We start from the raw sequence: 20,326 nt of genomic DNA, 5'->3' as shown, positions 1-20,326 counted from the left end.
CCCGGGACCGTTCCGTATCCGAAATATTTCGGGGGTAGCCGGGGAATTCCGGGGTAGCCGAAAAAGGCGGGGCCCGGCGGCACCGAAGTGCCGCCGGGCCCCGCCGCCTTCCGCTCGCGCGGGCCGTGCCGTGTGCTCAGAGCCGCTCGGGCGTCCGGATGCCGAGCAGCGCCATGCCCTTGTGCAGGGTGCGGGCGGTGAGGTCGCAGAGGAACAGCCGGTTCTCCACGACCTCGGCCGGGTTGTCCTCGCTCAGGACGTGGCACTGGTCGTAGAACGTCGTGAAGTGCGACGCCAGTTGGTAGAGGTACGCGGCCAGCTTGTGCGGCTCGTAGTTCGCGGCGACCTCGGCCAGCGCCTCGCCGAACTGGTCCAGGTGCAGGCCGAGCGCCCGCTCGGCCGGGGCCAGCTCCAGCTCCGGGTGCGCGACCGGCTTCGCGTCGCCCGCCCTGCGCAGGATCGACCGGATGCGCGCGTACGCGTACTGGAGGTACACCGACGTGTCGCCGTTCAGCGACACCATCTGGTCCAGGTCGAACTTGTAGTCCCGCACGGCGGAGGTCGACAGGTCCGCGTACTTCACGGCGCCCACGCCGACGTACCGGCCGTTCTCCACGATCTCGTCCTCGGACAGGCCCACCTTCTCGGCCTTCTCCCGGACCACGGCCGTCGCCCGCTCGACCGCCTCGTCCAGCAGGTCCTCCAGCCGGACCGTGACGCCCTCACGGGTCTTGAACGGCTTGCCGTCCTTGCCGAGCACCGTGCCGAACGCGAGCTGGTGCGCCTTCACGTCGTCGTTCAGCCAGCCGGCCCGGCGGGCCGTCTCGAAGACCATCTTGAAGTGCAGCGACTGCCGCGCGTCCACCACGTACAGCAGGGTGTCCGCCTTGAGGTTCCGCACCCGGTCGCGGATCGCGGAGAGGTCGGTCGCCGCGTAGCCGTAGCCGCCGTTGGTCTTCTTGACGATCAGCGGGACCTTGTTGCCGTCGGGGCCCAGCACGTCGTCGAAGAAGACGCAGAGCGCACCCTCGGAGCGGACGGCGACGCCCGTCTCCTCCAGGATGCGGCAGGTCTCCTCCAGCATGTCGTTGTACCCGGACTCGCCGACGATGTCGGGGTCGCTGATCTCCATGTCGAGCTTGTCGAAGACCGAGTAGAAGTAGATCTTCGACTCGTCCACGAACCGCTGCCACATGGCCAGCGTCTCCGCGTCCCCGGCCTGGAGGGCGACCACCCGGTCCCGGGAGCGGGCCTTGAACTCCTCGTCCGAGTCGAACAGGGCCCTGGACGCCTTGTAGAGCCGGTTGAGCGAGGACATGGCGGCCTCGCCGTCCTTCTTGCCGCCCTCGTGGTCCAGCTGGTCCGGGTGCTCGGTGAGGTACTGGATGAGCATGCCGAACTGGGTGCCCCAGTCACCGATGTGGTGGCGCCGGACCACGGACTCGCCGGTGAACTCCAGGATCCGCACCATCGCGTCACCGATCACGGCGGACCGCAGGTGGCCCACGTGCATCTCCTTGGCCACGTTCGGCTGGGCGTAGTCGATGACCGTGGTGCCCGCCGCGTCGTTCGCCGGGATGCCGAGCCGGTCGCCGTCGGCGGCGCGCGCCGCGAGGGTCTCGGTGATCGCCCGGTCGGCGAGCGTGACGTTCAGGAAGCCGGGGCCGGAGACCTCGATGTCCTTGATCAGCTCGGAGGCCGGGAGGGCGGCCGTGACCCGGTCGGCCAGCTCGCGCGGATTGCCCTTGAGCTTCTTGGCGAGCGCCAGGATGCCGTTGGCCTGGAAGTCGGCCCGGTCGCTTCGGCGCAGCAGCGGGTCCGCGGTGCCGGCCTCCGGCAGTGCTGCCGTCAGGGCGTCCGCCAGCTGCTGCTGGAGCGTGGAAGCGAGGGAATTGACCGAGGCCATGAGCTGGCTGCCGTTTCCGTAGGGGTACAAGGGATGACCTCAAGTATCCCACGGCGTGTAAACGGGTTTTCCGCCCGTGCCGCGGGGCCCCGTAAAGCCGTTTTCGCGCTGCGGGCCGCACCTGGGAGAATGGGCGGTGCCCCTATGAGTCCTACCCGAGAGAAGGACGTGCCGACCGTGGCTCAGAGTCAGAGCAGCACCGAGACCGACTGGGTCTCCCGCTTCGCGGACGAGGTCATCGCCGAATCGGAGCGTCGTGCGCCTGGCAAACCGGTCGTCGTCGCCTCCGGCCTCTCCCCGTCGGGCCCGATCCACCTCGGCAACCTCCGCGAGGTCATGACCCCGCACCTGGTCGCCGACGAGATCCGCCGCCGCGGCCACACCGTGCGGCACCTGATCTCCTGGGACGACTACGACCGCTACCGCAAGGTGCCGAACGGCGTCCCGGGCGTGGACGAGAGCTGGGCCGAGCACATCGGCAAGCCGCTGACCTCGGTGCCCGCGCCCGCCGGGTCCCCGTATCCGAACTGGGCCGAGCACTTCAAGGCCGCGATGACCGCGTCCCTGGACGAGCTGGGCGTCGAGTACGACGGCATCAGCCAGACCGAGCAGTACCTCGCGGGCACCTACCGCGAGCAGATCCTGCACGCGATGCGCCACCGCGCCGACATCGACGCCGTCCTCGACCGCTACCGCACCAAGAAGGACCCGGCGGCCGGCGGTGCCAAGGGCGGCAAGAAGCCGCAGCAGCAGAAGAAGGTGGACGAAGCCGAGCTGGAGGCCGAGGCCGGTTCCGGCGCGGCGAGCGAGGACGACGGCAGCGGCGGTTCCGCCGGTTACTTCCCGTACAAGCCCTACTGCGGCAACTGCGAGAAGGACCTCACCACCGTCACCTCGTACGACGACGACTCCACCGAGCTGAACTACACCTGCTCGGCCTGTGGCTTCGCCGAAACGGTCCGCCTGAGCGAGTTCAACCGCGGCAAGCTGGTCTGGAAGGTCGACTGGCCGATGCGCTGGGCCTACGAGGGCGTGATCTTCGAGCCCTCCGGCGTCGACCACTCCTCGCCCGGCTCCTCCTTCGTCGTCGGCGGCCAGATCGTCCGCGAGATCTTCGACGGCGTCCAGCCGATCGGCCCGATGTACGCCTTCGTCGGCATCTCCGGCATGGCCAAGATGTCCTCCAGCAAGGGCGGCGTGCCGACCCCGGCCGACGCGCTGAAGATCATGGAGGCGCCGCTGCTGCGCTGGCTCTACGCCCGCCGCAAGCCCAACCAGTCCTTCAAGATCGCCTTCGACCAGGAGATCCAGCGGCTCTACGACGAGTGGGACTCACTGGGCCGCAAGGTCGCCGACGGCTCCGTGCTGCCGGCCGACGCCGCCGCGTACGCCCGCGCGATCGGCACCGCGGCCGGTGAGCTGCCGAGCACGCCGCGCCCGCTGCCGTACCGCACGCTCGCCTCCGTCGCCGACATCACGGCCGGTGCGCAGGACCAGACGCTGCGCATCCTCAGCGAGCTGGACCCGGCGAACCCGCTGACCTCGCTGGACGAGGCCCGGCCGCGGCTCGACCGCGCCGAGTCCTGGATCACCACCCAGGTCCCGGCCGAGGCCCGCACCGTCGTCCGCGACGAGCCGGACAAGGACCTGCTGGGCTCGCTCGACGAGCAGGGCCGCGAGTCGCTGCGGCTGCTGGTCGAGGGGCTGGACACGCACTGGTCCCTGGACGGGCTGACCACGCTCGTCTACGGCGTGCCGAAGGTCCTCGCCGGACTGGAGCCCGACGCCAAGCCGACGCCCGAGCTGAAGACCGCCCAGCGGTCCTTCTTCGCCCTGCTCTACCGGCTGCTCGTCAGCCGCGACACGGGGCCCCGCCTGCCCACGCTGCTGCTCGCGGTGGGGGCGGACCGGGTGCGCAGGCTGCTCGGCGCGTAAGCGGATGTGTGAAGGGCCGCTCCCTCGGTGGGGGCGGCCCTTCGGTCTGCCAGGTGCCAGGTGCCAGGTGCCAGGTGCGTGGTGCGTGGTGCGTGGTGCTTGGTGCTTATGCGATGTGGTCGGCTTCGAGTTCTGCCTGCTCCGCCGCGTAGCGCTCCTTGAACAGCGGCATCAGCTGCCGGATCAGCGCCTCGCTGCGCGGGTGCCGCACGTTGTGCCCGTCCGACAGGTGTATGTCCAGCACCGCGATGCTCGGGTAGTCGTTGTTCTCGGTCACGAACGCCGCGAACACCTCGTACGCGATCTCGCTGAACTCCGCGTCCTCCTGCGCCCATTCCTCGGCCCACTCCTCGGCGGCCTCGGCGACGGGCTGCTCCGCGAGCTGCTGCTGCGGAAGCTGCTGCTGCGCGAGCTGTTCCGGGAGCTGCCCCGGGAGCTGTTCCGGGAAGGGGAGCTGCTGTTCGGGGGCGGTGCTGCCGACCGTGCCCACGTTGCCCAGGGGGCGGGTGCGGCCGCCCGGACCCGAGGGGACCTGGAGCGGGGTGGGCTCGGGGCCTTCGTAGTCGGGGTTGTACGTGCCCTCGTAGACCTTGGCGGTCGCCTGCGCGGGGAACCAGGGGTTCTCCTCGTTCTGCGCGGGGGCGGGCTGCTGGGGGTGCTCCTGGGGCTGCTGAGGGTCGGCCGGCGGCTGCTGGTGCTGCTGCTGCGGCTGGTGTGCGGCCTGGGGGAGTTCGGGGTGCTGCTGGGCCGTCTCCACCGCGGGGGCTGCGGCGGCCGGGGCGGGGGCCGGGGGGAGGAGGGCCGGTTCGATGCCGGCGGCTGCCAGACCCGCGGGGCCGGTCTCGGCCAGCGGTACGCCGTACTTCGCGAGGCGGAGCGGCATCAGGGACTCGACGGGGGCCTTGCGGCGCCAGTTGCGGCCGTAGCGGGCCTGGAGGCGGGCCTGATAGATCAGCCGGTCCTGTTCGAGCTTGATGACCTGCTCGTAACTGCGCAGCTCCCACAGCTTCATGCGGCGCCAGAGGCGGAAGGTGGGGACGGGGGAGAGGAGCCAGCGGGTGAGGCGGACGCCTTCCATGTGCTTGTCGGCGGTGATGTCCGCGATCCGGCCCACCGCGTGGCGGGCGGCCTCGACGGAGACCACGAAGAGCACCGGGATCACGGCGTGCATGCCGACGCCGAGCGGGTCGGGCCAGGCGGCGGCGCCGTTGAACGCGATCGTCGCGGCCGTCAGGAGCCAGGCCGTCTGGCGCAGCAGCGGGAAGGGGATGCGCAGCCACGTCAGCAGCAGGTCCAGGGCCAGCAGGACGCAGATGCCCGCGTCGATGCCGATCGGGAAGACCAGCGAGAAGTCCCCGAACCCCTTCTGAAGGGCCAGTTCGCGCACCGCCGCGTAGGAACCGGCGAAGCCGATCGCGGCGATCAGGACCGCACCGGCCACCACCAGCCCGATCAGCACGCGATGCGTGCGCGTCAGCTGCATCGCAGCCACCCCCCATCCCCTCCCTGTTCCCTTGTCCTGTGCTCTCGCCGGCTGCTGTGGCCTGTTGCCGTGGCTTGTTTCCGGCGGGCACAGCCTGGCACATGTGTGCGAGAGGTGTCGCGGGGGGAGGGGAGAAGGCCCGTCAGTCCGACTTCTTGGTGGTGGCCGAGGAACTGGGGGAGTTGGAGGTCTTCGTCTCGGGCGAGGCGCCGGTCTCCTTGCTCCCGTTGGCGTCGGCGACGGCGGCGACCGCGTCCTTGACCGCCATCGTGGCGCCCTTCAGGATCGTCTCCGCGGTGGGCGTCTTCGACCCGGCGTAACCCGCGCCGTTGTAGTTGACGACGACCACGACGTTGCCCGTACGGGCGACGATCGTCGTGTACCTGAAGTCCTCGTCCGCCTTGGACTGGTCGTACGTGACCTTGGTCGCCTGGTCGCCGATGCCGGTGACGGGCTCGGACTTGACGTTCTTCGCGCCGTCCGTCGCCTCGGTCTTGCCGACCTGCTTGGTGAAGTCCTCGCCGGCGCGCGCGGCGCCGCTGCCCAGGGTCTGGTCCGAGGCGAAGCGGGTGAAGCCGACGTCGAGCCAGCGGTACTGGGAACCCTTGACGCCCTTGTCGGCCAGGCCGTTCCAGGAGCAGCTGCCCCGGGCGGAGGAGTCGCTGGACTTGCCGCGGGTGCCGTTCTTGCTCTTGGCCGAGGGGACCAGGGACTTGACGGTCTTCGCCGCGACCGACGAGCAGGGGTCCGGCAGCTCGGCGAACTTCGCGGCCTCGACGGTCGGTTCCGACTTCGTCACCTGCGGCGACGCGGAGGCGGACGCGTCGGCGTCCTTCTTGCCGTCGGAGTCCGACGAGCAGCCGGCGACGACGAGCATCACCGGGACGGCTGCGCAGGCGAGTATGCGGGTGAGTCGCGGGGCTGATCGGTGCATGGTTCCTTCAGTCGGTGGCGCGGCGGTCGGGGGACGGTTGCGCGGCGGTAGCCGTGCGGAGCGGGCGGCGGCGGGTGGCCGCCGGTGGCTCCGAGGGGCCACGGTACGACGGACGGCGGGCGGATGCCGCCTCGGCCGGGCGGCCCGGAGAGCGGTCCGGGCCGGGTTCCGGCGGGGTCAGGCGTTGAACGATTCGACCAGCTGCCGGGCCAGGGCCTGCGCCTTCTCCTGGAGTTCCTTGCCGTCGGGGGCCTGGGTGGAAAGGGCCGGCTGGGCGGTGTACTCGATGGTGACGATGACGTTGGATGTGCGGAATACCACGCTCACCGTGCGGTGCCGCGCGGTGGAACCCGCCCGGGGGAGCGCGTCGTCCAGGAACGCGCTGTCGCCGAGCTTGTCGAGCGGCCGGGGCTGGAGGTTCTCTGCGGGGCTGCCGCCGGTCTCCCCGTCGGACGCGCCGCCGTCGGCGGTTCCGTCCGGTGTCTTGCCGTCGGTGTCCGCGCTCGCGTCGCCGGTCGCGTCCGCTCCGCTCGTGTCCCCGGTCGCGTCCGAGGCCGACTTGCCGGAGCCGGTCGGGGTGGCGCCGGGGGTGTCGCCGGTCGCGCCCGCCGTCGGGAGGTCGGCCGCCGCCTCCTTCTTCGCGTACACCTCGCGGGCGCGGTCGTCGTCGCTCACGGACGTGTCGTAGGAGACGACGCGCTCGAAGTCCAGGTGGATGCTGCGGGCGCCCTCGGGGGCGTCCGACTTCCAGCGGCAGCCGATCCGGCGGTCCGTGTCGTAGGTGACCGTGGGGGCGCCCTCGAACACCTTCTCCTGCTGGGCCTCGGGCATGTCGGCGGTGCCGGGCAGGAGGTCCTTGAGCGTGGCCAGCGGGATGGCGCGGCAGGCGTCGGGGAGGGTGCGGTACTTGCCCGGCGGAGCGGGCGAGGAGGTCGTGTTACCCGGCTTGCCGTCGGGGGCGGAATCGCCGCTTCCGGAGCCGCCGGAGCAGCCGGCGGCGAGCGCTGCGATGAGCACGGCGCCGGTCGCGTACGCCATTCGTCGCACGGTCCTGGGCTCCCTTCGTGCGAAAAACGGTTGCCGCCCGATGGCGGCCGATGGACACAATGTGTATCGCACGCGCCGCTGTGAATGCCGGTCGGCCGACCTCTTTGCCGATCTTGGCGCCGGTTTTGCGCTTTCAGACTTTTCGGGGGAATCGAGGGGTTATGTCGTATGTAGAAGTACCGGGGGCGAAGGTTCCCATCCGTATGTGGGCCGATCCGGCCTCGGTCGAGGACGCGGCGATGCAGCAGCTGCGCAACGTCGCCACGCTGCCGTGGATCAAGGGCCTGGCCGTCATGCCCGACGTCCATTTCGGCAAGGGCGCCACGGTCGGCTCGGTGATCGCGATGCACGGGGCGGTCTGTCCGGCCGCGGTCGGCGTGGACATCGGCTGCGGCATGTCCGCGGTGAAGACCTCGCTGACCGCCAACGATCTGCCCGGGGACCTGTCGGGGCTCCGCTCGAAGATCGAGCAGGCCATTCCGGTGGGCCGCGGGATGCACGACGAGCCGGTGGACCCGTCCGGTCTGTACGGGCTCGGCGCGTCCGGCTGGGACGACTTCTGGGGGCGGTTCGACGGGGTGGCCGAAGCGGTCAAATTCCGTCAGGAGCGGGCCACGAAGCAGATGGGGACGCTCGGATCGGGAAACCACTTCATCGAGTTCTGTCTCGATGAGTCGGGTTCGGTCTGGCTGATGCTGCACTCCGGGTCCCGGAACATCGGCAAGGAGCTGGCCGACTTCCACATCGGCGAGGCGCAGAAGCTCTCGCACAACCAGGGCCTGGTCGACCGGGACCTCGCGGTCTTCCTCGCGGACACCGAGCCCATGCGCGACTACCGCAACGATCTGTTCTGGGCGCAGGAGTACGCGAAGCACAACCGCGCGGTCATGATGGCGCTCTTCCAGAACGTCGTCCGCAAGGAGTTCAAGAAGGCCAAGGTCACCTTCGAACCGGTCATCTCCTGCCACCACAACTACGTGTCGGAGGAGCGGTACGAGGGGATGGACCTGCTGGTCACCCGCAAGGGCGCGATCCGGGCCGGCTCCGGCGACTTCGGGATCATCCCCGGCTCGATGGGCACCGGTTCGTACATCGTGAAGGGCCTCGGCAACGCCAAGTCCTTCAACTCCGCCTCGCACGGCGCGGGCCGGAAGATGAGCCGGAACGCGGCGAAGAAGCGGTTCTCGGTCAAGGACCTGGCGGACCAGACCCGGGGCGTGGAGTGCCGCAAGGACTCGGGTGTCGTGGACGAGATCCCGGGCGCCTACAAGCCGATCGAGAAGGTCATCGACCAGCAGCGCGACCTGGTCGAGGTCGTCGCGAAGCTGAAGCAGGTCATCTGCGTGAAGGGCTGAGCCGGGGGCGGGGTCGGGGCGGGGTCGGGGCGTGGCCGAGCCGGGTCCCGCAGGGCCCGCCCGGCTCGGCTCATGCGGCTCAGCCCGCCCGGCTCGGCTCGTGCGGCTCAGCTCGTGCGGTGCACCTTCGAGTTGGACGCCTGGGCGCGGGGGCGGACCACCAGCAGGTCGATGTTGACGTGGCTGGGGCGGGTCACGGCCCAGGTGATCGTGTCGGCCACGTCGTCGGCGCTGAGGGGGGCATCGACGCCCGCGTAGACCTTGGCGGCCTTCTCGGCGTCGCCCCGGAAGCGGGTGGTGGAGAACTCCTCGGTCCTGACCATGCCGGGGGCGACCTCGATGACGCGGACCGGGGTGCCGACGATCTCCAGGCGCAGGGTCTCGGCCAGGACGTGTTCGCCGTGCTTGGCGGCCACGTAGCCGGCGCCGCCCTCGTAGGTGGCGAAGCCCGCGGTCGAGGAGAGGATCACCACCGTGCCGTCGCCGCTCGCGGTGAGGGCCGGAAGCAGCGCCTGGGTCACGTTGAGCGTGCCGATGACGTTGGTCTCGTACATCTGGCGCCAGTCCTGCGGGTCACCCGTGGCGACCGGGTCGGCTCCGAGCGCGCCGCCCGCGTTGTTGACGAGGACGGCGAGGCCGCGGAACGCGGTGGCGAACTCGTCGACCGCCGCGCGGTCCGTGACGTCCAGGGCGTAGGCCGTCGCCTCGTGGCCCGCCTCGGTGATCTCGGCGGCCAGCGCCTCGATGCGGTCCTTGCGGCGGGCGGTGAGCACGACGCGATAGCCGGCGGCCGCCAGCTGCCGGGCGGTCGCGGCGCCGATGCCGCTGCTCGCTCCGGTGATGACGGCGATGGGGGATGCGGCCATGACGGGCTCCTCGGACAGCTGATCGGTACCCGGCCAGGATATGCGGGGGCGTGGCCGGTCAGTGGTTGCGGGGGGCGTACATGATCACGGCCATCCCGGCCAGGCAGATCAGCGCGCCCGTCACGTCCCAGCGGTCCGGGCGGTAGCCGTCGGCGGCCATCCCCCAGGCGATCGAGCCCGCCACGAAGACCCCGCCGTACGCCGCGAGCACCCGCCCGAACTCGCCGTCCGGCTGGAGCGTCGCCACGAAGCCGTACGTGCCCAGCGCGATGACCCCGGCGCCGATCCAGGCCCAGCCCCGGTGTTCGCGCACCCCCTGCCAGACGAGCCAGGCACCGCCGATCTCGAAGAGCGCGGCGAGGACGAACAGGGCGGTGGAACGGAGGACCGACATGGCAGCAGGGTGCCATGCGTCGCGTACCGCCAGACGCGCCGAACCGGTCGGTAAATACGCGCAATTCGGGGTGATCGGTATCTTCAGGGCATGCTTCTGACGTGTAAGGCTCTGCTCGGGGTGACCGCCGCGGCGGTGACGGCGGTGGCGACGACTCCGGTCGCGGGCGGGACGGCCACGGCCGTGGGCGCGCCGGGCGCCGGTTCGCCGGTGGTGCGCACCCTCGTGCCCGAGGCGGACGTGTCGCACCACGGCCACGTCTCGCTCCGGGGCGACGTACTCGGGATCTGGCTGCGCAGCGAGAACGACGGGCCCTCGGACCTGCCCGGGGTCACCGTGCGGCTGCGGGTGTCCGTGCCGCCGGCCGAGGGGCAGGAGCTGCCCGGCGCGTGCCTGCGGGCCGACCCGCGGACCGTGCTGTGCCGGACCGGCCCGCTGCGGGCCGACGGTTCCCAGCAGCGGCGGCTGGCCCTCCACCTCAAGCTGCGGGGCCGGCCGGACGAGGTCGTCGTGCGGATCGACACCGCGTGGAACGGCGGGGCCACGGACCGGAACGCGAAGAACAGCGAGCACGAGGTGCTGGCCCCGGCGACCGGGGACCCGTACGTGTTCTGAGGACCGGGGACCTGTACGTGTTCTGACGACCGGGGACCCGCGTGTCCTGAGGGCCGCAGAGCCCGTACGTGTTCCGAGGGTCCGGCTCGTTGGGGGCCGGACGCCCGGTCTCCGCTTCGTACACTCTCCGCATGCCGCCCAAGCCGTCCCCCCGCCGCAGCACGCTGCTGGCCGAGCTGTCCACCGCGTCGCGGCGCTACATGGCCGCGTACGCGCTGTTCAACCAGGCCGTAGCCGACCGGCTGGGGCTCCACCCGACCGACCTCCAGTGCCTCAACCTGCTCGGGCTGGAGGCGGCACCCGTCACCACGGGCCGCGTCGCCGAGCTGACCGGGCTCACCACCGGCTCCGCGACCCGGCTGGTGGACCGCCTGGAGCGGGCCGGTTATGTGACGCGCGCCCGGGACACGGCGGACCGGCGGCGGGTGCTCGTGACGACCGTGCCCGAGCGGATGGCGGAGTTCGGCGCGGTCTGGGGGCGGCTGACCGGCGGCTGGGACGGCCTGTTCGACGCGTACGACGACGACGAGATCGCCCTGCTCCTCACCCACATGCGGCGGACGGCGGAGCTGAGCGCGGTGCAGATCGCCCGGCTGCGGGCGGAGGGCGACGCGCCGGACAGCCCTTAGCGTCAGCCGGCGGTCGCGGTGCCGAAGTCGCGGACCGCCTCCGTGACGATCGCCTCCAGGCGGGCGTGGTGCGCGCCGCGCCAGTAGACCCGCTCGCACGCGGCGCACTGCGCGAAGACGTCGTACGAGCGCCGCGTGCCGTGCTCCAGGTGCGGGCCGACCGTGTCCTTGTCGGCCGTCCTCAGCCGTCCGTTGCAGGCGGTGCACCGGGTCCACGGTGCGAGGGCCGGCGCGAACCGGCCCAGCACGTCCCGCAGTTGCTCCTCCGGCCGGTCGCTGTACACGTACGCCCCCGCCCAGATCTCCCGGCGGTGCAGCAGTCCGCGGTCCCGGGAGAGCAGGACGCGACGTTCCTTCGCCGAGAGCGCGGCCAGGGCCGGATCGCCGATGTCCTCGCTCTCGTACGCGGCATCGACGCCGAGCAGCCGCAGCCGCCGGGCGAGCGTCCCGAGGTGGACGTCGAGCAGGAAGCGCAGGGGCGCGCCGGGCACGCTCTGCGGGCGTGACACCGGGCGCACCTCGACCAGTTCCCCCGCCGCCGGGATGTGCGCGGCGGTGACCGGGCTGCCGTCGACGAGGAGGCGGCCCGCCTCGGTGAGCGGGATGCCGAGGGACTCCACGACGTGGCCGAGCGTGGACACGCCGTCGGTGGTCACCGGCGTCCGCCCCTGCCGGCGCCCGTGGGCCACGAAAAGCCTGAGTTCGGGGGCGACTTCGAGGTGGATCTCCGGTCCGTTCACCTGGTCAGGATGCCATCGGGGCGGCGCGCCGCCCACGGATTTAAGCGCGGAAGGATGCGGCGTGGTCGGCGGCCCAGGAGGCGAAGGTGCGGGCCGGGCGGCCGGTCAGTCTCTCGACCTCGCCGGTCACTTCGGCCGGGGTGCCGTCGGTGAGCGCCCAGTAGGCGAGCAGGCCGTCGGCGACCTCGGCCGGCACGAAGGGGGACACCGCCTCCTTCCAGGCTGCCGGGCTCACCTCGTTGACGGTGGCTGGGGTGCCGGAGGCGGCGGCCAGGACGGCGACCTGCTCGGCGGCGCTGAGGGATTCGGGGCCCGTGAGGTGGTACGCGGCGCCCTGGAACGCCGGGTCGGTGAGCGCGGCGAGGGCCGCCTCGGCGATGTCGGTCTCGTGGAGGGGGGCGCCCTCGCTGCGGGGGTGGGGCAGGTCGACGGGGTGCCCGGACCGGAAGGCGCCCGACCACTGGTAGGCGTTGCTGGCGAAGGGGCCGGGGCGCAGGAGCGTCGTGGTCAGGGGCGAGGCGGTCAGGGCCTGCTCGACCGTGTGGTGCGAGGCGGCGACGGGGTTGGACGCCGGGTCCGGGGCGAGGACCGAGCTGGAGGAGAGCAGCACGATGTGCCGTACTCCGGCGGCCCGTGCGGCGGTGAGGAAGGCGTCGATGTGCGCGGGCTCGGCGTACAGGAAGACGGAGCCGACGCCCTCCAGGGCGGCCGGGAAGGTGGCGGGGTCGCCGAGATCGCAGGCCACGGCCGGGACGCCGGCCGGCAGGGCGAGGCCGGCGGGGTTGCGCGAAGCGGCGCGGACGGCGTGGCCGCCGCGGTGCAGGAGGGCGGTGAGCGCGGAGCCGACGCGGCCGCGGCATCCGGTGACGAGCGTGAGCATGGGGCTGGTCTCCTCGGTAGTTCTTCCGCGTCACCCATTGTCTGCGTGGCGCAGATAAATATGCGGGAGGAGCCCGCGCCCGTCAACCGAATTGAGCCGCCCCGCCCCCCGGAGGCGCCTTCCCCCGAGCTGCCTTCCCGTCAGCCGGCCGGGCGCAGGTCCAGGCGCCAGTCGTTCGTGAGGAGCGGGTGCCCCGGCGGGTACTCGACCTCGCACTCGCCGAGCAGCGTGAAGCCCGCCTTGCGGCACACGCCGTTCGACGGGCCGTTCTCCACGGACGGGTAGGCGTGCAGATAGCGGTGCTTGTGCTCGGCGCGCGCCGCGTCGGCCACCGCGCGCGTCGCGGCCGACGCGATGCCCCGGCCCTGGAACTCCGGGAGGACCGTCCAGCCCGTCTCGTACACCTCCTGGTCCCGCCAGGTCCGCTCCCAGAAACCGATGGTGCCCACGGAACCGGCCTCGCCGTCCAGCACGATCCGGAACATCCTGCCCCGGCCCGTACGATCCGCGCTCAGCGCGACATAGCGGGCGTGCCGCCCCATGAGCTGCTCCTGCGACTCGGGGCCGCCGAGGTGGTCCATCAGCTCGGGTGCGTTGGCGCGGCGGAGGAGGTCCAGGTCGTCGTCCGACCAGGGCTCGATCCGTACGGAAGATGCTGCGGTGCGTTCCATCAGGTCCTCCGTTGGGTATCCCCGGCTTCAGCCGGGGCGGGAAAACGGAACGGTGCGGAGCACCGTTGTTCGGTGACGTCAGGACAAGGGGCGACGCTGTCCCTCGATGTACTGACGGACGATCGACAGCGGCGCTCCGCCACAGGATGCTGCGAAGTATGAGCGTGACCAGAAGACCGATCCCATACCGGTCCGGTTGACGCGGCCGGTGTACTCGGCGCGCAGGTACCGGGAGCTGACCCCCTTGAGGCTGTTGACCAGCCTGGAGAGGGCGAGCTTGGACGGGTAGTGCACCAGGAGATGCACGTGGTCGGCCTCGCCGTTGAACTCCCGCAGCTCCACCTCGAACTTGTCGCACACCTCCCGCATGATCTCTTCGCACCGCTGAAGCATGGCGTCATCGAAGATCCCCTTCCGGTACTTGGTGACAAACACCAAGTGAGCATGTAGATGGAAGGTGACATGACGCCCCCTGCGGATATCGGCATCTGGTTCCCAGCGCGGTGACATACACCAAGTCTAGTAAGGTGATCGCGTCGACCTGGAAGGAGGTGGGCTGGATGATCCGTGCGTACAAGTTCCTCATGCGGCCCACCGTGGGCCAGGCCACCATGCTCGGAGAGATGCTGCGCGATCACTGCGACCTCTATAACGGGGCCTTGCAGGAGCGCCGCGACGCCTACCGGCATACCTCGAAGACGAGCATCAAATACGGGCAGCAGTCCGCACAGCTCAAGGAGATCCGGGCGTTCGACCCGGACCGTCAGGGCCGGTGGTCGTTCTCTTCCCAGCAGGCGACCTTGCGCCGGTTGGACAAGGCATTCGCCGCGTTCTTCCGCCGGATCAAGTCCGGGGACACTCCCGGCTACCCGCGCTTTCGCGGGGCGAACTGGTTCGACACCGTGGACTTCCCCAAGGATGGCGACGGCTGCCGCTGGGACTCCACCCCGCACGACCCGCAGACCCGCGTACGGTTCCAGGGTGTCGGGCACGTCAAGGTCAAGCAGCACCGACCGGTGATCGGCAAGGTAAAGACCGTGTCTGCCAAGCGCGAAGGCAAGCGCTGGTACGTGGTGCTCACGGCCGAGCAGGAACAACCCGAGCCGCTTCCGGCGACGGGCTCCGTGGTCGGCGTCGACATGGGCGTCGCCTCGTTCCTCACCACCTCCAACGGTGAGCACGTCGAGAACCCGCGTCACGGCAGGAAGGCCGCCGCCAAGCTGGAGACCACACAGCAGAAGCTCAGCCGGTTCGGCCGGGTCCGCCGCGACAAGCGGACCGCCAACCACCAGCGGGCCGTCCAGCGAGTTGCCGACCTGCACCGCAAGGTCCGCCGCCAGCGCCTCGACCACGCACACAAGACCGCGTTGGGTCTCGTTCGTGAGCACGATTTCATCGCGCACGAGGATCTCAAGATCCGCAACATGGGCAAGGCTCCCGCACCGAAGCCGGATCCCGACAAGCCGGGCAACTCCCTGCCCAACGGGGCCGCCGCGAAGGCGGGTCTGAACCGTTCGATCTCGGATGCCGGTTGGGGGGTGTTCCTGACGATCCTCACCGCCAAGGCTGAAAGCGCCGGACGTGACGTGATTGCTGTGGACCCCCGCAACACCTCCCGGACCTGCCCCGAGTGCGGGCATGTCGCGGCGGAGAACCGGCCCACCCAAGAGAAGTTCCACTGCGTCTCGTGCGGCCATCAGGCGCACGCCGACATCGTGGGGGCTTCCAATGTTCTGCGGGCCGGGCTGGCCCGTCGTCAAGCTCAGCCAGCTTGACGAGAAGCCCCCGCATTCATGCGGGGGAGTAGTCACACCGGCACTGTAGGGCGGGCCACTGACAGTCGGCCCTTGGCCGGCGGGTCAGGGGGCGGTCAGTGCCGTGGGCGGTACGCCGATCGTCGCCGTGAAGTCCCTGACCAGGTGCGCCTGGTCGCTGTAGCCGAGGTCGGCGGCGAGGCCCGCCCAGTCCACGGCCGGGTCCGATCCGGCGCGCTCCAGCGCCTCGTGGATGCGGTAGCGCAGGATGACCCACTTGGGGCCCACCCCCACGTACGCGGCGAACAGCCGTTGCAGGGAGCGGACCGACACCCCCTCGGCGCGGGCGAGCGCGTCCACCCGCAGCACCGTGCGGTCGGTGCGCACCAGGTCGACCAGGGCCATCGCCCGCTCGGCCCGGGGGTCGGGCCCGGGGCCGAGCGCCAGCAGGTACGCGTCGAGCGCGGCGACCCGCTCGTCCTCGTCCGCCGGGTCCAGCACGGCCGAGGCCGGGGCGGGCGGCGCGAACACCTCGGCCACCGGGAGCCGCCGCCCGGTCCACCGCGACACGGGCGCCCCGGGCGCGAAGGGCCGGAAGCCGCCCGGCCGGAACTGCACCCCGCAGACCCGCCCGCGCGCCTCCAGTTTCTGCGTGAACAGCTCCAGGCCGATGCCCGAGACCTCCGCGTACCCCGCCTCCTCGTCGCCGCAGCCCGGGTACCGCTCGAAGACGAGGTTGACGCTGGGGTGCGGGACGAGGTGGGAAGCGTACGGCTGGGGGAGGTCCCAGTCGATCAGCCAGTAGTGCTCCAGGTAGGGCCGCAGCGCGGGGGCGGGCTCGCGGCGCCGGAACTGTACGTGCGCGAACAGCTCGGGGGCGTCGACGATGCCGCGGGTGTCGCGCCGGGGACCTCGTTGACCGGCCATGACGGCCGATTTTAGGACGCGGCACCCACCTGGTGCGAGGACCGCGCGGCGGCCCGGTGCGCCGGGGCGGGCTGCCCGTCGTAGAGGCCGCCGAGCGTCCCGTACGCCTCGTCCACGATCCGCTCGGCGTCCACCAGCATCGCCCGCTCCGCGAGGCGGGCGGCCTGATGCGTGTACGGCGACGGCGGCGCCGGGTGCCTGCGGCGCCACCAGGTCGCGGCCACCGCGTACATACCACTGGCGAGGACCAGCGCGGGGATGGACAGGGCCGGCAGAACGTCGCCCATGGCAGCCTCCTTCAGGGTCGGTGCCTCCTGCATCGGCAGGTCTGCCCGCTGCCCTAAAGATCACTCTCCGGCCAATGAATGGCCGGATGCGGCCTTCCGGCGCACACTCGCCTTCAGCGCGAGTGAATGGCCCACCTGCTGCCCTCGACGGACGTCGTACCGGGCAACGCGATGAGCTCCGGCTTGAACAGCGGCGGCGCGCCCATCGCGGGCTCCCAGGTCGCGAACCGCTCGTCCTGCGGGACCTCGACGCGCCTGCCCCCGGCGAGATCCGCGACCACGCGCAGCAGCAACCGCACACCGAGCGGCGCCAGATGCTCGCGCCACAGGCTCTGCGCGGTCGAACCCGGGGGCACGAACAGGTGCTCCTGGGCGGCGAGCGGCCCGCCGTCGGTGCGTTCGGTGAGGTGGTACACGCTGCCGCCCGTCACCCTGTCACCGTCGCGGATCGTCCAGCGGATCGCGTCCCGGCCGCGGTGCAACGGCAGCAGGCTGGGGTGGTAGCCGATCGTGGCGACGGAGGCCCTGGCACGTGTGCGGCGGCCGAGGAAGGCGTGCGAATGCGCGGCGACGATCACATCCACCCCGTCCGGGACGTGCGCCGCGCGCAGTTCGGCCGAGTCCGTCCACGCGATGCTCCGGGGGTAGGCCCAGGTGCGCAGGCGGTCCCAGGACGACGCGTTGCTCTCGTCCGACTGCCCCTGGCGCAGCCGGGGTGCGGCCACGCCGGAGATCTTGTGCCCTTCGTCCAGCAGGGCCTCCGCGACCTGCACCGCGAATGCTCCTCGTCCTGAGATGTAGATGTTCACTCGTGCTCCAGCCGGTCGCCCTCGCCGGCGAAGGGATTACCACTCATCGGTCGGCCTCTTTCAGTCCGGAGTGATCGGGGTGGAACCGCACGGGCAGCGTGGAGAACCCGGTCAGGAAGTTGGACCGGATAGGCCGCGCCTGTCCGGTCTGCTCGAAACCGGTGGTGAAGTCCCGCAGGGCCATGAGCAGTTCGGAGATCTCCACCTTCGCGAGGAACGAGCCGACGCAGAAGTGCGGGCCGTAGCCGAAGGCGATGTGCTTGTTGGGGGTGCGGCCGAGGTCGAATTCCCCCGGCCGGTCGAAGATCCGCTCGTCCCGGTTGCCCGAGGCGTGCCAGAGCGTGACGATCTCGCCGGGCCGCAGCCGTACGCCGTGCAGTTCGGCCGGCCGGACGACGCTGCGCCCGAAGTGCATCGTGGGCGACGCCCAGCGCAGCACCTCGTCCACCGCGGTGTCGATCGCGACCTCGCCGTGCTTGAGCCGCCGCCACTGCTCGGGGTGGGAGGCGAGCGTACGGACACAGTCGATCATGGTGAGCCGGCTGGTCTCGTCGCCGCCGATGATCAGGCTGTAGCAGTTGAGGACGACGTCCTCGTCCGACAGCGGCACCCCGTCGATGGAACTGGCGATCAGCATGCTGATCACGTCGTCGCCCGGTGACTCGCGCCGCTCCTCGACGATGTCCATGAAGTACATCAGGAGCTCGTTGCGGGCCATCTCGGAGTCGACCTCGTCGATGTCCTCGTCGTCCGTGGACAGCGCGGCCTTCGTCCGGGCCAGCAGGTAGTCCCGGTCCTCCTCGGGCACACCGAGGAGGTTCGAGATCGTGGTCATCGGAATCCGGCCGGCGATCTGTCCGGCGAAGTCGAGGCCGCCGGCCCCGGCGGCCTCGCGGATCAGCTGCCGGGTGCCGGCCCGCACGGCCCGCGCGACCTCGTCGAGCACCCTGGGCGAGAGCACCCGCTGGAGGATCTTGCGCAGTTCGTGGTGCCGGTGCCCGTCGGTCACGGCCAGCATCCGGCCGGCCCCCGCGTCACCGCCGCCCAGCAGCGTGACGAGCACGTTGCCGCGCTCCGACGTGAAGTTCACGTCGTCCCGGTAGGTGGCCATGATGTCGTCGTGGCGGGAGAGCACCCAGAATCCGCCGCGGCCGTCGGCCGGGGGGTTCCAGTACACCGGAGCGGTGTCCCGCACGGTGCGCCAGAACTCGTCCAGGTCGTGGTCCGCGAAGGTGTCCGGGTCGCCGAGGTCCACGGTGTCCGGTGCCGGTGTGCTCATGGTCACCAGTCCGTACGCCAGAACCGGCGCGGCCGGAACGGGTAGGTCGGCAGCGGAACACGGTGACTGGTCTCCCCGGCGTGCAGGGAGGCGAAGTCCACCCGCCGGCCGCTCACCCACGCGGCGGCCAGATCGGGGAGCGCCCGGGTGTCCCCGTCGGACAGCACGATCCCGTCGTCGGTGTGGCGGAAGGAGACCGCGTTCACCCGCGGCGCGTCGGCGGTGGTGACGGCCCGGCCGGCGAACGCGCCGCCGGACAGCGCCTCGACCAGCTCCTCCCTGCTGCGGACCACGGCCGCCCACCGGCGGTCCATCACCCTGCGGCCCATGGTGAGGCTGAAGACGATGTCGTCGAGACGCAGTCCGGGGTTCTCGACGAGCCATTCCCTCAGCCTCGCCCGCTGGTCGGCCAGCGCCTCGTCGTCCATGGCGGACAGGGTGGCCAGCCGGGGCCGGCCGGTGGCCTCGGGAGCCCGGCCGGCGGCGGGCGGCGGCTCCTCCAGCACCAGGTGCGCGTTGTAGCCACCGCCGCCGATCGAGGTGATGCCCGCACGGCGGATGCCGGACTCCGGCGCCCAGTCGGCCGATTCGAGCTGCGGCAGGAACGGGGTGCTGGGGAAGTCGAGGTCCTCGTTGACGTCCGTCAGGTTGACCGTCCGTGCCAGCTTCCTGTGGTAGAGCGACATCACGGCCTTCATCGTGCCGAAGCCGCCCGACACCACACCGCCGTGACCGACGTTGCCCTTGACCCCGCCGATCGAGCTGGTGCCGGTCTGCTTGCCGAACGCCATGGTCGCCGCGTGGACCTCCAGCTCGTCGGTGACCGGCAGACCGAGACCGTTGGCCTCGTACATGGACACGGTGTCGGGTGTGACACCGCCGACCTCCATGGCACTGGCGATGCACGCGCTCAGCCGCTCGGGCTGCGCCAGGCCGTAAGCCATCGCGCTGACACCGTTGTTGTTGACGGCCGAACCCTTGACCACGGCGTAGATGTGGTCGCGGTCGGCGACGGCCTGCGACACCGGCTTGAGCAGCAGCGTGACGACGCCGCTGGACAGCGCGGTACCGGTGCCGTTGGCGTCGAACGGGCGGCAGTGGCCGTCCCTGGACAGGACGCGGTTCTCCTCCCACAGGTGCCCGCGGGGGTGCGGCAGACGGACCATGGCGCCACCGGCGATCGCCATGTCGGTCTGGCCGAGCAGCAGCGACTGGCAGGCCAGGTGCACCGAGTAGTGGAAGCCGGCGCAGACGGCGGCGAGGGTGACGGCCTCGCCGGTCAGGCCCATGTAGTACAGGGCGTTGGACGTCATGGTGTCCGGCGACCAGGCCAGGCTCGCCTCGATCGCCTCGGGGCCGACCGACACCCGGTCGGGCGGGGAGCTGTAGAGCGCGGCGGTCTGCGGGTTGTTGGCGCCGTAGATCCCGACCTCGGCCTCGACCCGGTCCGGGTCGTAGCCACCGTCCTCCAGCGACTCCCACGCGCTCTCCAGGAACAGCCGGTTCTCCGGGGTCATCGCGTTCGCCATCCGGTCGCTGATGCCGAACACCGAGGGATCGAACCGGTCGTAGCCGTCGAGCAGACCGCAGGCCCGCACGTAGAACGGGCTGTGGATCAGCGTCTCGTCGACCAGGATCTCGTCCTTGGAAAGGAACGACACGGTCTCCCTGCCGTGCACCAGGTTGTCCCAGAACTGCTCCTTGGTGGCGGCGCCGGGCGCCCGGCACGACATGCCTATGACGGCCACATCGCCCGGGTCGTACTCCTGCTCGGGGCTCTCGGTCATGGGGAGGCTCCTCTTCGGGTCGTGAGTG

At 71.1% G+C, this 20,326-nt stretch carries 20 protein-coding genes; 5 read left to right on the top strand and 15 right to left on the bottom strand.

Features of this window, described 5'->3' with window-relative positions; all coding sequences use genetic code 11:
- Nucleotides 1-136: 136 nt before the first annotated feature.
- Nucleotides 137-1,906 carry an arginine--tRNA ligase gene (argS, locus tag P8A18_RS14205; protein ID WP_306060903.1) on the bottom strand — a complete coding sequence of 590 codons (1,770 nt, stop codon included), beginning with the start codon at nt 1,904-1,906 and terminating at the stop codon, nt 137-139.
- Between the two features lie 168 nt (nt 1,907-2,074).
- Between argS and lysS the strand changes: the two genes are divergently transcribed.
- On the top strand, nt 2,075-3,841 hold the full coding sequence (lysS, locus tag P8A18_RS14200; RefSeq protein ID WP_306060902.1) for a lysine--tRNA ligase: 1,767 nt from the start codon (nt 2,075-2,077) through the stop codon (nt 3,839-3,841).
- A 106-nt stretch (nt 3,842-3,947) separates the two neighbouring features.
- On the opposite strand, the gene P8A18_RS14195 is transcribed toward lysS, so the two are convergent.
- The 3 genes from P8A18_RS14195 to P8A18_RS14185 form a co-directional block, all read right to left on the bottom strand.
- The gene (locus P8A18_RS14195) at nt 3,948-5,324 is read right to left on the bottom strand and encodes a DUF2637 domain-containing protein (protein ID WP_306060900.1); all 1,377 of its coding nucleotides are present in this window, start codon (nt 5,322-5,324) and stop codon (nt 3,948-3,950) included.
- A gap of 142 nt (nt 5,325-5,466) precedes the next feature.
- A complete protein-coding gene (locus P8A18_RS14190; protein ID WP_306054739.1) occupies nt 5,467-6,258 on the bottom strand; it encodes a DUF3558 domain-containing protein in 792 nt (263 codons plus the stop codon).
- Nucleotides 6,259-6,435: 177 nt separating this feature from the next.
- A complete protein-coding gene (locus tag P8A18_RS14185) occupies nt 6,436-7,296 on the bottom strand; it encodes a DUF3558 domain-containing protein (protein WP_306054737.1) in 861 nt (286 codons plus the stop codon).
- A 170-nt stretch (nt 7,297-7,466) separates the two neighbouring features.
- Here P8A18_RS14185 and P8A18_RS14180 point away from each other — a divergent pair, with 170 nt between their 5' ends.
- Nucleotides 7,467-8,660, top strand: coding sequence for an RtcB family protein (locus P8A18_RS14180; protein ID WP_306054735.1), 1,194 nt, complete (start codon nt 7,467-7,469; stop codon nt 8,658-8,660).
- 107 nt (nt 8,661-8,767) lie between these two features.
- Here P8A18_RS14180 and P8A18_RS14175 read toward each other — a convergent pair whose 3' ends face one another.
- Together P8A18_RS14175 and P8A18_RS14170 are read right to left on the bottom strand one after the other, a co-directional pair.
- Nucleotides 8,768-9,526 carry an SDR family NAD(P)-dependent oxidoreductase gene (locus tag P8A18_RS14175; RefSeq protein ID WP_306054733.1) on the bottom strand — a complete coding sequence of 253 codons (759 nt, stop codon included), beginning with the start codon at nt 9,524-9,526 and terminating at the stop codon, nt 8,768-8,770.
- Between the two features lie 58 nt (nt 9,527-9,584).
- Nucleotides 9,585-9,920 carry a YnfA family protein gene (locus P8A18_RS14170; protein WP_136318695.1) on the bottom strand — a complete coding sequence of 112 codons (336 nt, stop codon included), beginning with the start codon at nt 9,918-9,920 and terminating at the stop codon, nt 9,585-9,587.
- Between the two features lie 90 nt (nt 9,921-10,010).
- On the opposite strand from P8A18_RS14170, the gene P8A18_RS14165 reads away from it, so the two are divergent.
- On the top strand, nt 10,011-10,535 hold the full coding sequence (locus tag P8A18_RS14165; RefSeq protein WP_306054730.1) for a hypothetical protein: 525 nt from the start codon (nt 10,011-10,013) through the stop codon (nt 10,533-10,535).
- 131 nt (nt 10,536-10,666) lie between these two features.
- Complete coding sequence (locus tag P8A18_RS14160) at nt 10,667-11,164, top strand: MarR family winged helix-turn-helix transcriptional regulator (RefSeq protein WP_306054728.1); 498 nt, start codon at nt 10,667-10,669, stop codon at nt 11,162-11,164.
- A gap of 2 nt (nt 11,165-11,166) precedes the next feature.
- Here the strand turns inward: P8A18_RS14160 and P8A18_RS14155 are convergent, their stop codons facing one another.
- The 4 genes from P8A18_RS14155 to tnpA all read right to left on the bottom strand — a co-directional run bounded on the left by P8A18_RS14155 (nt 11,167) and on the right by tnpA (nt 13,965).
- Entirely contained in the window at nt 11,167-11,904 is a 738-nt protein-coding gene (locus P8A18_RS14155; RefSeq protein ID WP_306054726.1) for a Mut7-C RNAse domain-containing protein, read from the bottom strand.
- A gap of 40 nt (nt 11,905-11,944) precedes the next feature.
- Complete coding sequence (locus P8A18_RS14150) at nt 11,945-12,784, bottom strand: NAD(P)H-binding protein (RefSeq protein ID WP_306054724.1); 840 nt, start codon at nt 12,782-12,784, stop codon at nt 11,945-11,947.
- 140 nt (nt 12,785-12,924) lie between these two features.
- On the bottom strand, nt 12,925-13,455 hold the full coding sequence (locus tag P8A18_RS14145) for a GNAT family N-acetyltransferase (protein ID WP_306054722.1): 531 nt from the start codon (nt 13,453-13,455) through the stop codon (nt 12,925-12,927).
- Between the two features lie 78 nt (nt 13,456-13,533).
- Nucleotides 13,534-13,965, bottom strand: coding sequence for an IS200/IS605 family transposase (tnpA, locus tag P8A18_RS14140; RefSeq protein ID WP_306054720.1), 432 nt, complete (start codon nt 13,963-13,965; stop codon nt 13,534-13,536).
- Nucleotides 13,966-14,015: 50 nt separating this feature from the next.
- On the opposite strand from tnpA, the gene P8A18_RS14135 reads away from it, so the two are divergent.
- The gene (locus tag P8A18_RS14135) at nt 14,016-15,230 is read left to right on the top strand and encodes an RNA-guided endonuclease InsQ/TnpB family protein (protein ID WP_306060898.1); all 1,215 of its coding nucleotides are present in this window, start codon (nt 14,016-14,018) and stop codon (nt 15,228-15,230) included.
- A gap of 84 nt (nt 15,231-15,314) precedes the next feature.
- Here P8A18_RS14135 and P8A18_RS14130 read toward each other — a convergent pair whose 3' ends face one another.
- The 5 genes from P8A18_RS14130 to P8A18_RS14110 form a co-directional block, all read right to left on the bottom strand.
- Nucleotides 15,315-16,136, bottom strand: coding sequence for a helix-turn-helix domain-containing protein (locus P8A18_RS14130; RefSeq protein ID WP_306054718.1), 822 nt, complete (start codon nt 16,134-16,136; stop codon nt 15,315-15,317).
- Between the two features lie 11 nt (nt 16,137-16,147).
- A complete protein-coding gene (locus P8A18_RS14125) occupies nt 16,148-16,423 on the bottom strand; it encodes a hypothetical protein (protein WP_306054716.1) in 276 nt (91 codons plus the stop codon).
- A 113-nt stretch (nt 16,424-16,536) separates the two neighbouring features.
- Complete coding sequence (locus P8A18_RS14120; RefSeq protein ID WP_306054714.1) at nt 16,537-17,232, bottom strand: formyltransferase family protein; 696 nt, start codon at nt 17,230-17,232, stop codon at nt 16,537-16,539.
- Nucleotides 17,233-17,275: 43 nt separating this feature from the next.
- On the bottom strand, nt 17,276-18,517 hold the full coding sequence (locus tag P8A18_RS14115; RefSeq protein ID WP_306054712.1) for a cytochrome P450: 1,242 nt from the start codon (nt 18,515-18,517) through the stop codon (nt 17,276-17,278).
- A complete protein-coding gene (locus tag P8A18_RS14110) occupies nt 18,514-20,298 on the bottom strand; it encodes a beta-ketoacyl synthase N-terminal-like domain-containing protein (RefSeq protein WP_306054710.1) in 1,785 nt (594 codons plus the stop codon). The genes P8A18_RS14115 and P8A18_RS14110 overlap by 4 nt, the downstream gene beginning before the upstream one ends.
- Between the last annotated feature and the right edge of the window lie 28 nt (nt 20,299-20,326).

It is taken from the genome of Streptomyces sp. Mut1 (genome assembly GCF_030719295.1).
In the GTDB taxonomy this organism is placed as follows: Bacteria; Actinomycetota; Actinomycetes; order Streptomycetales; family Streptomycetaceae; genus Streptomyces; species Streptomyces castrisilvae.
The sequence above is the reverse complement of the archived record's forward strand: the minus strand, read 5'-3'. Positions and strand labels throughout refer to the sequence as shown.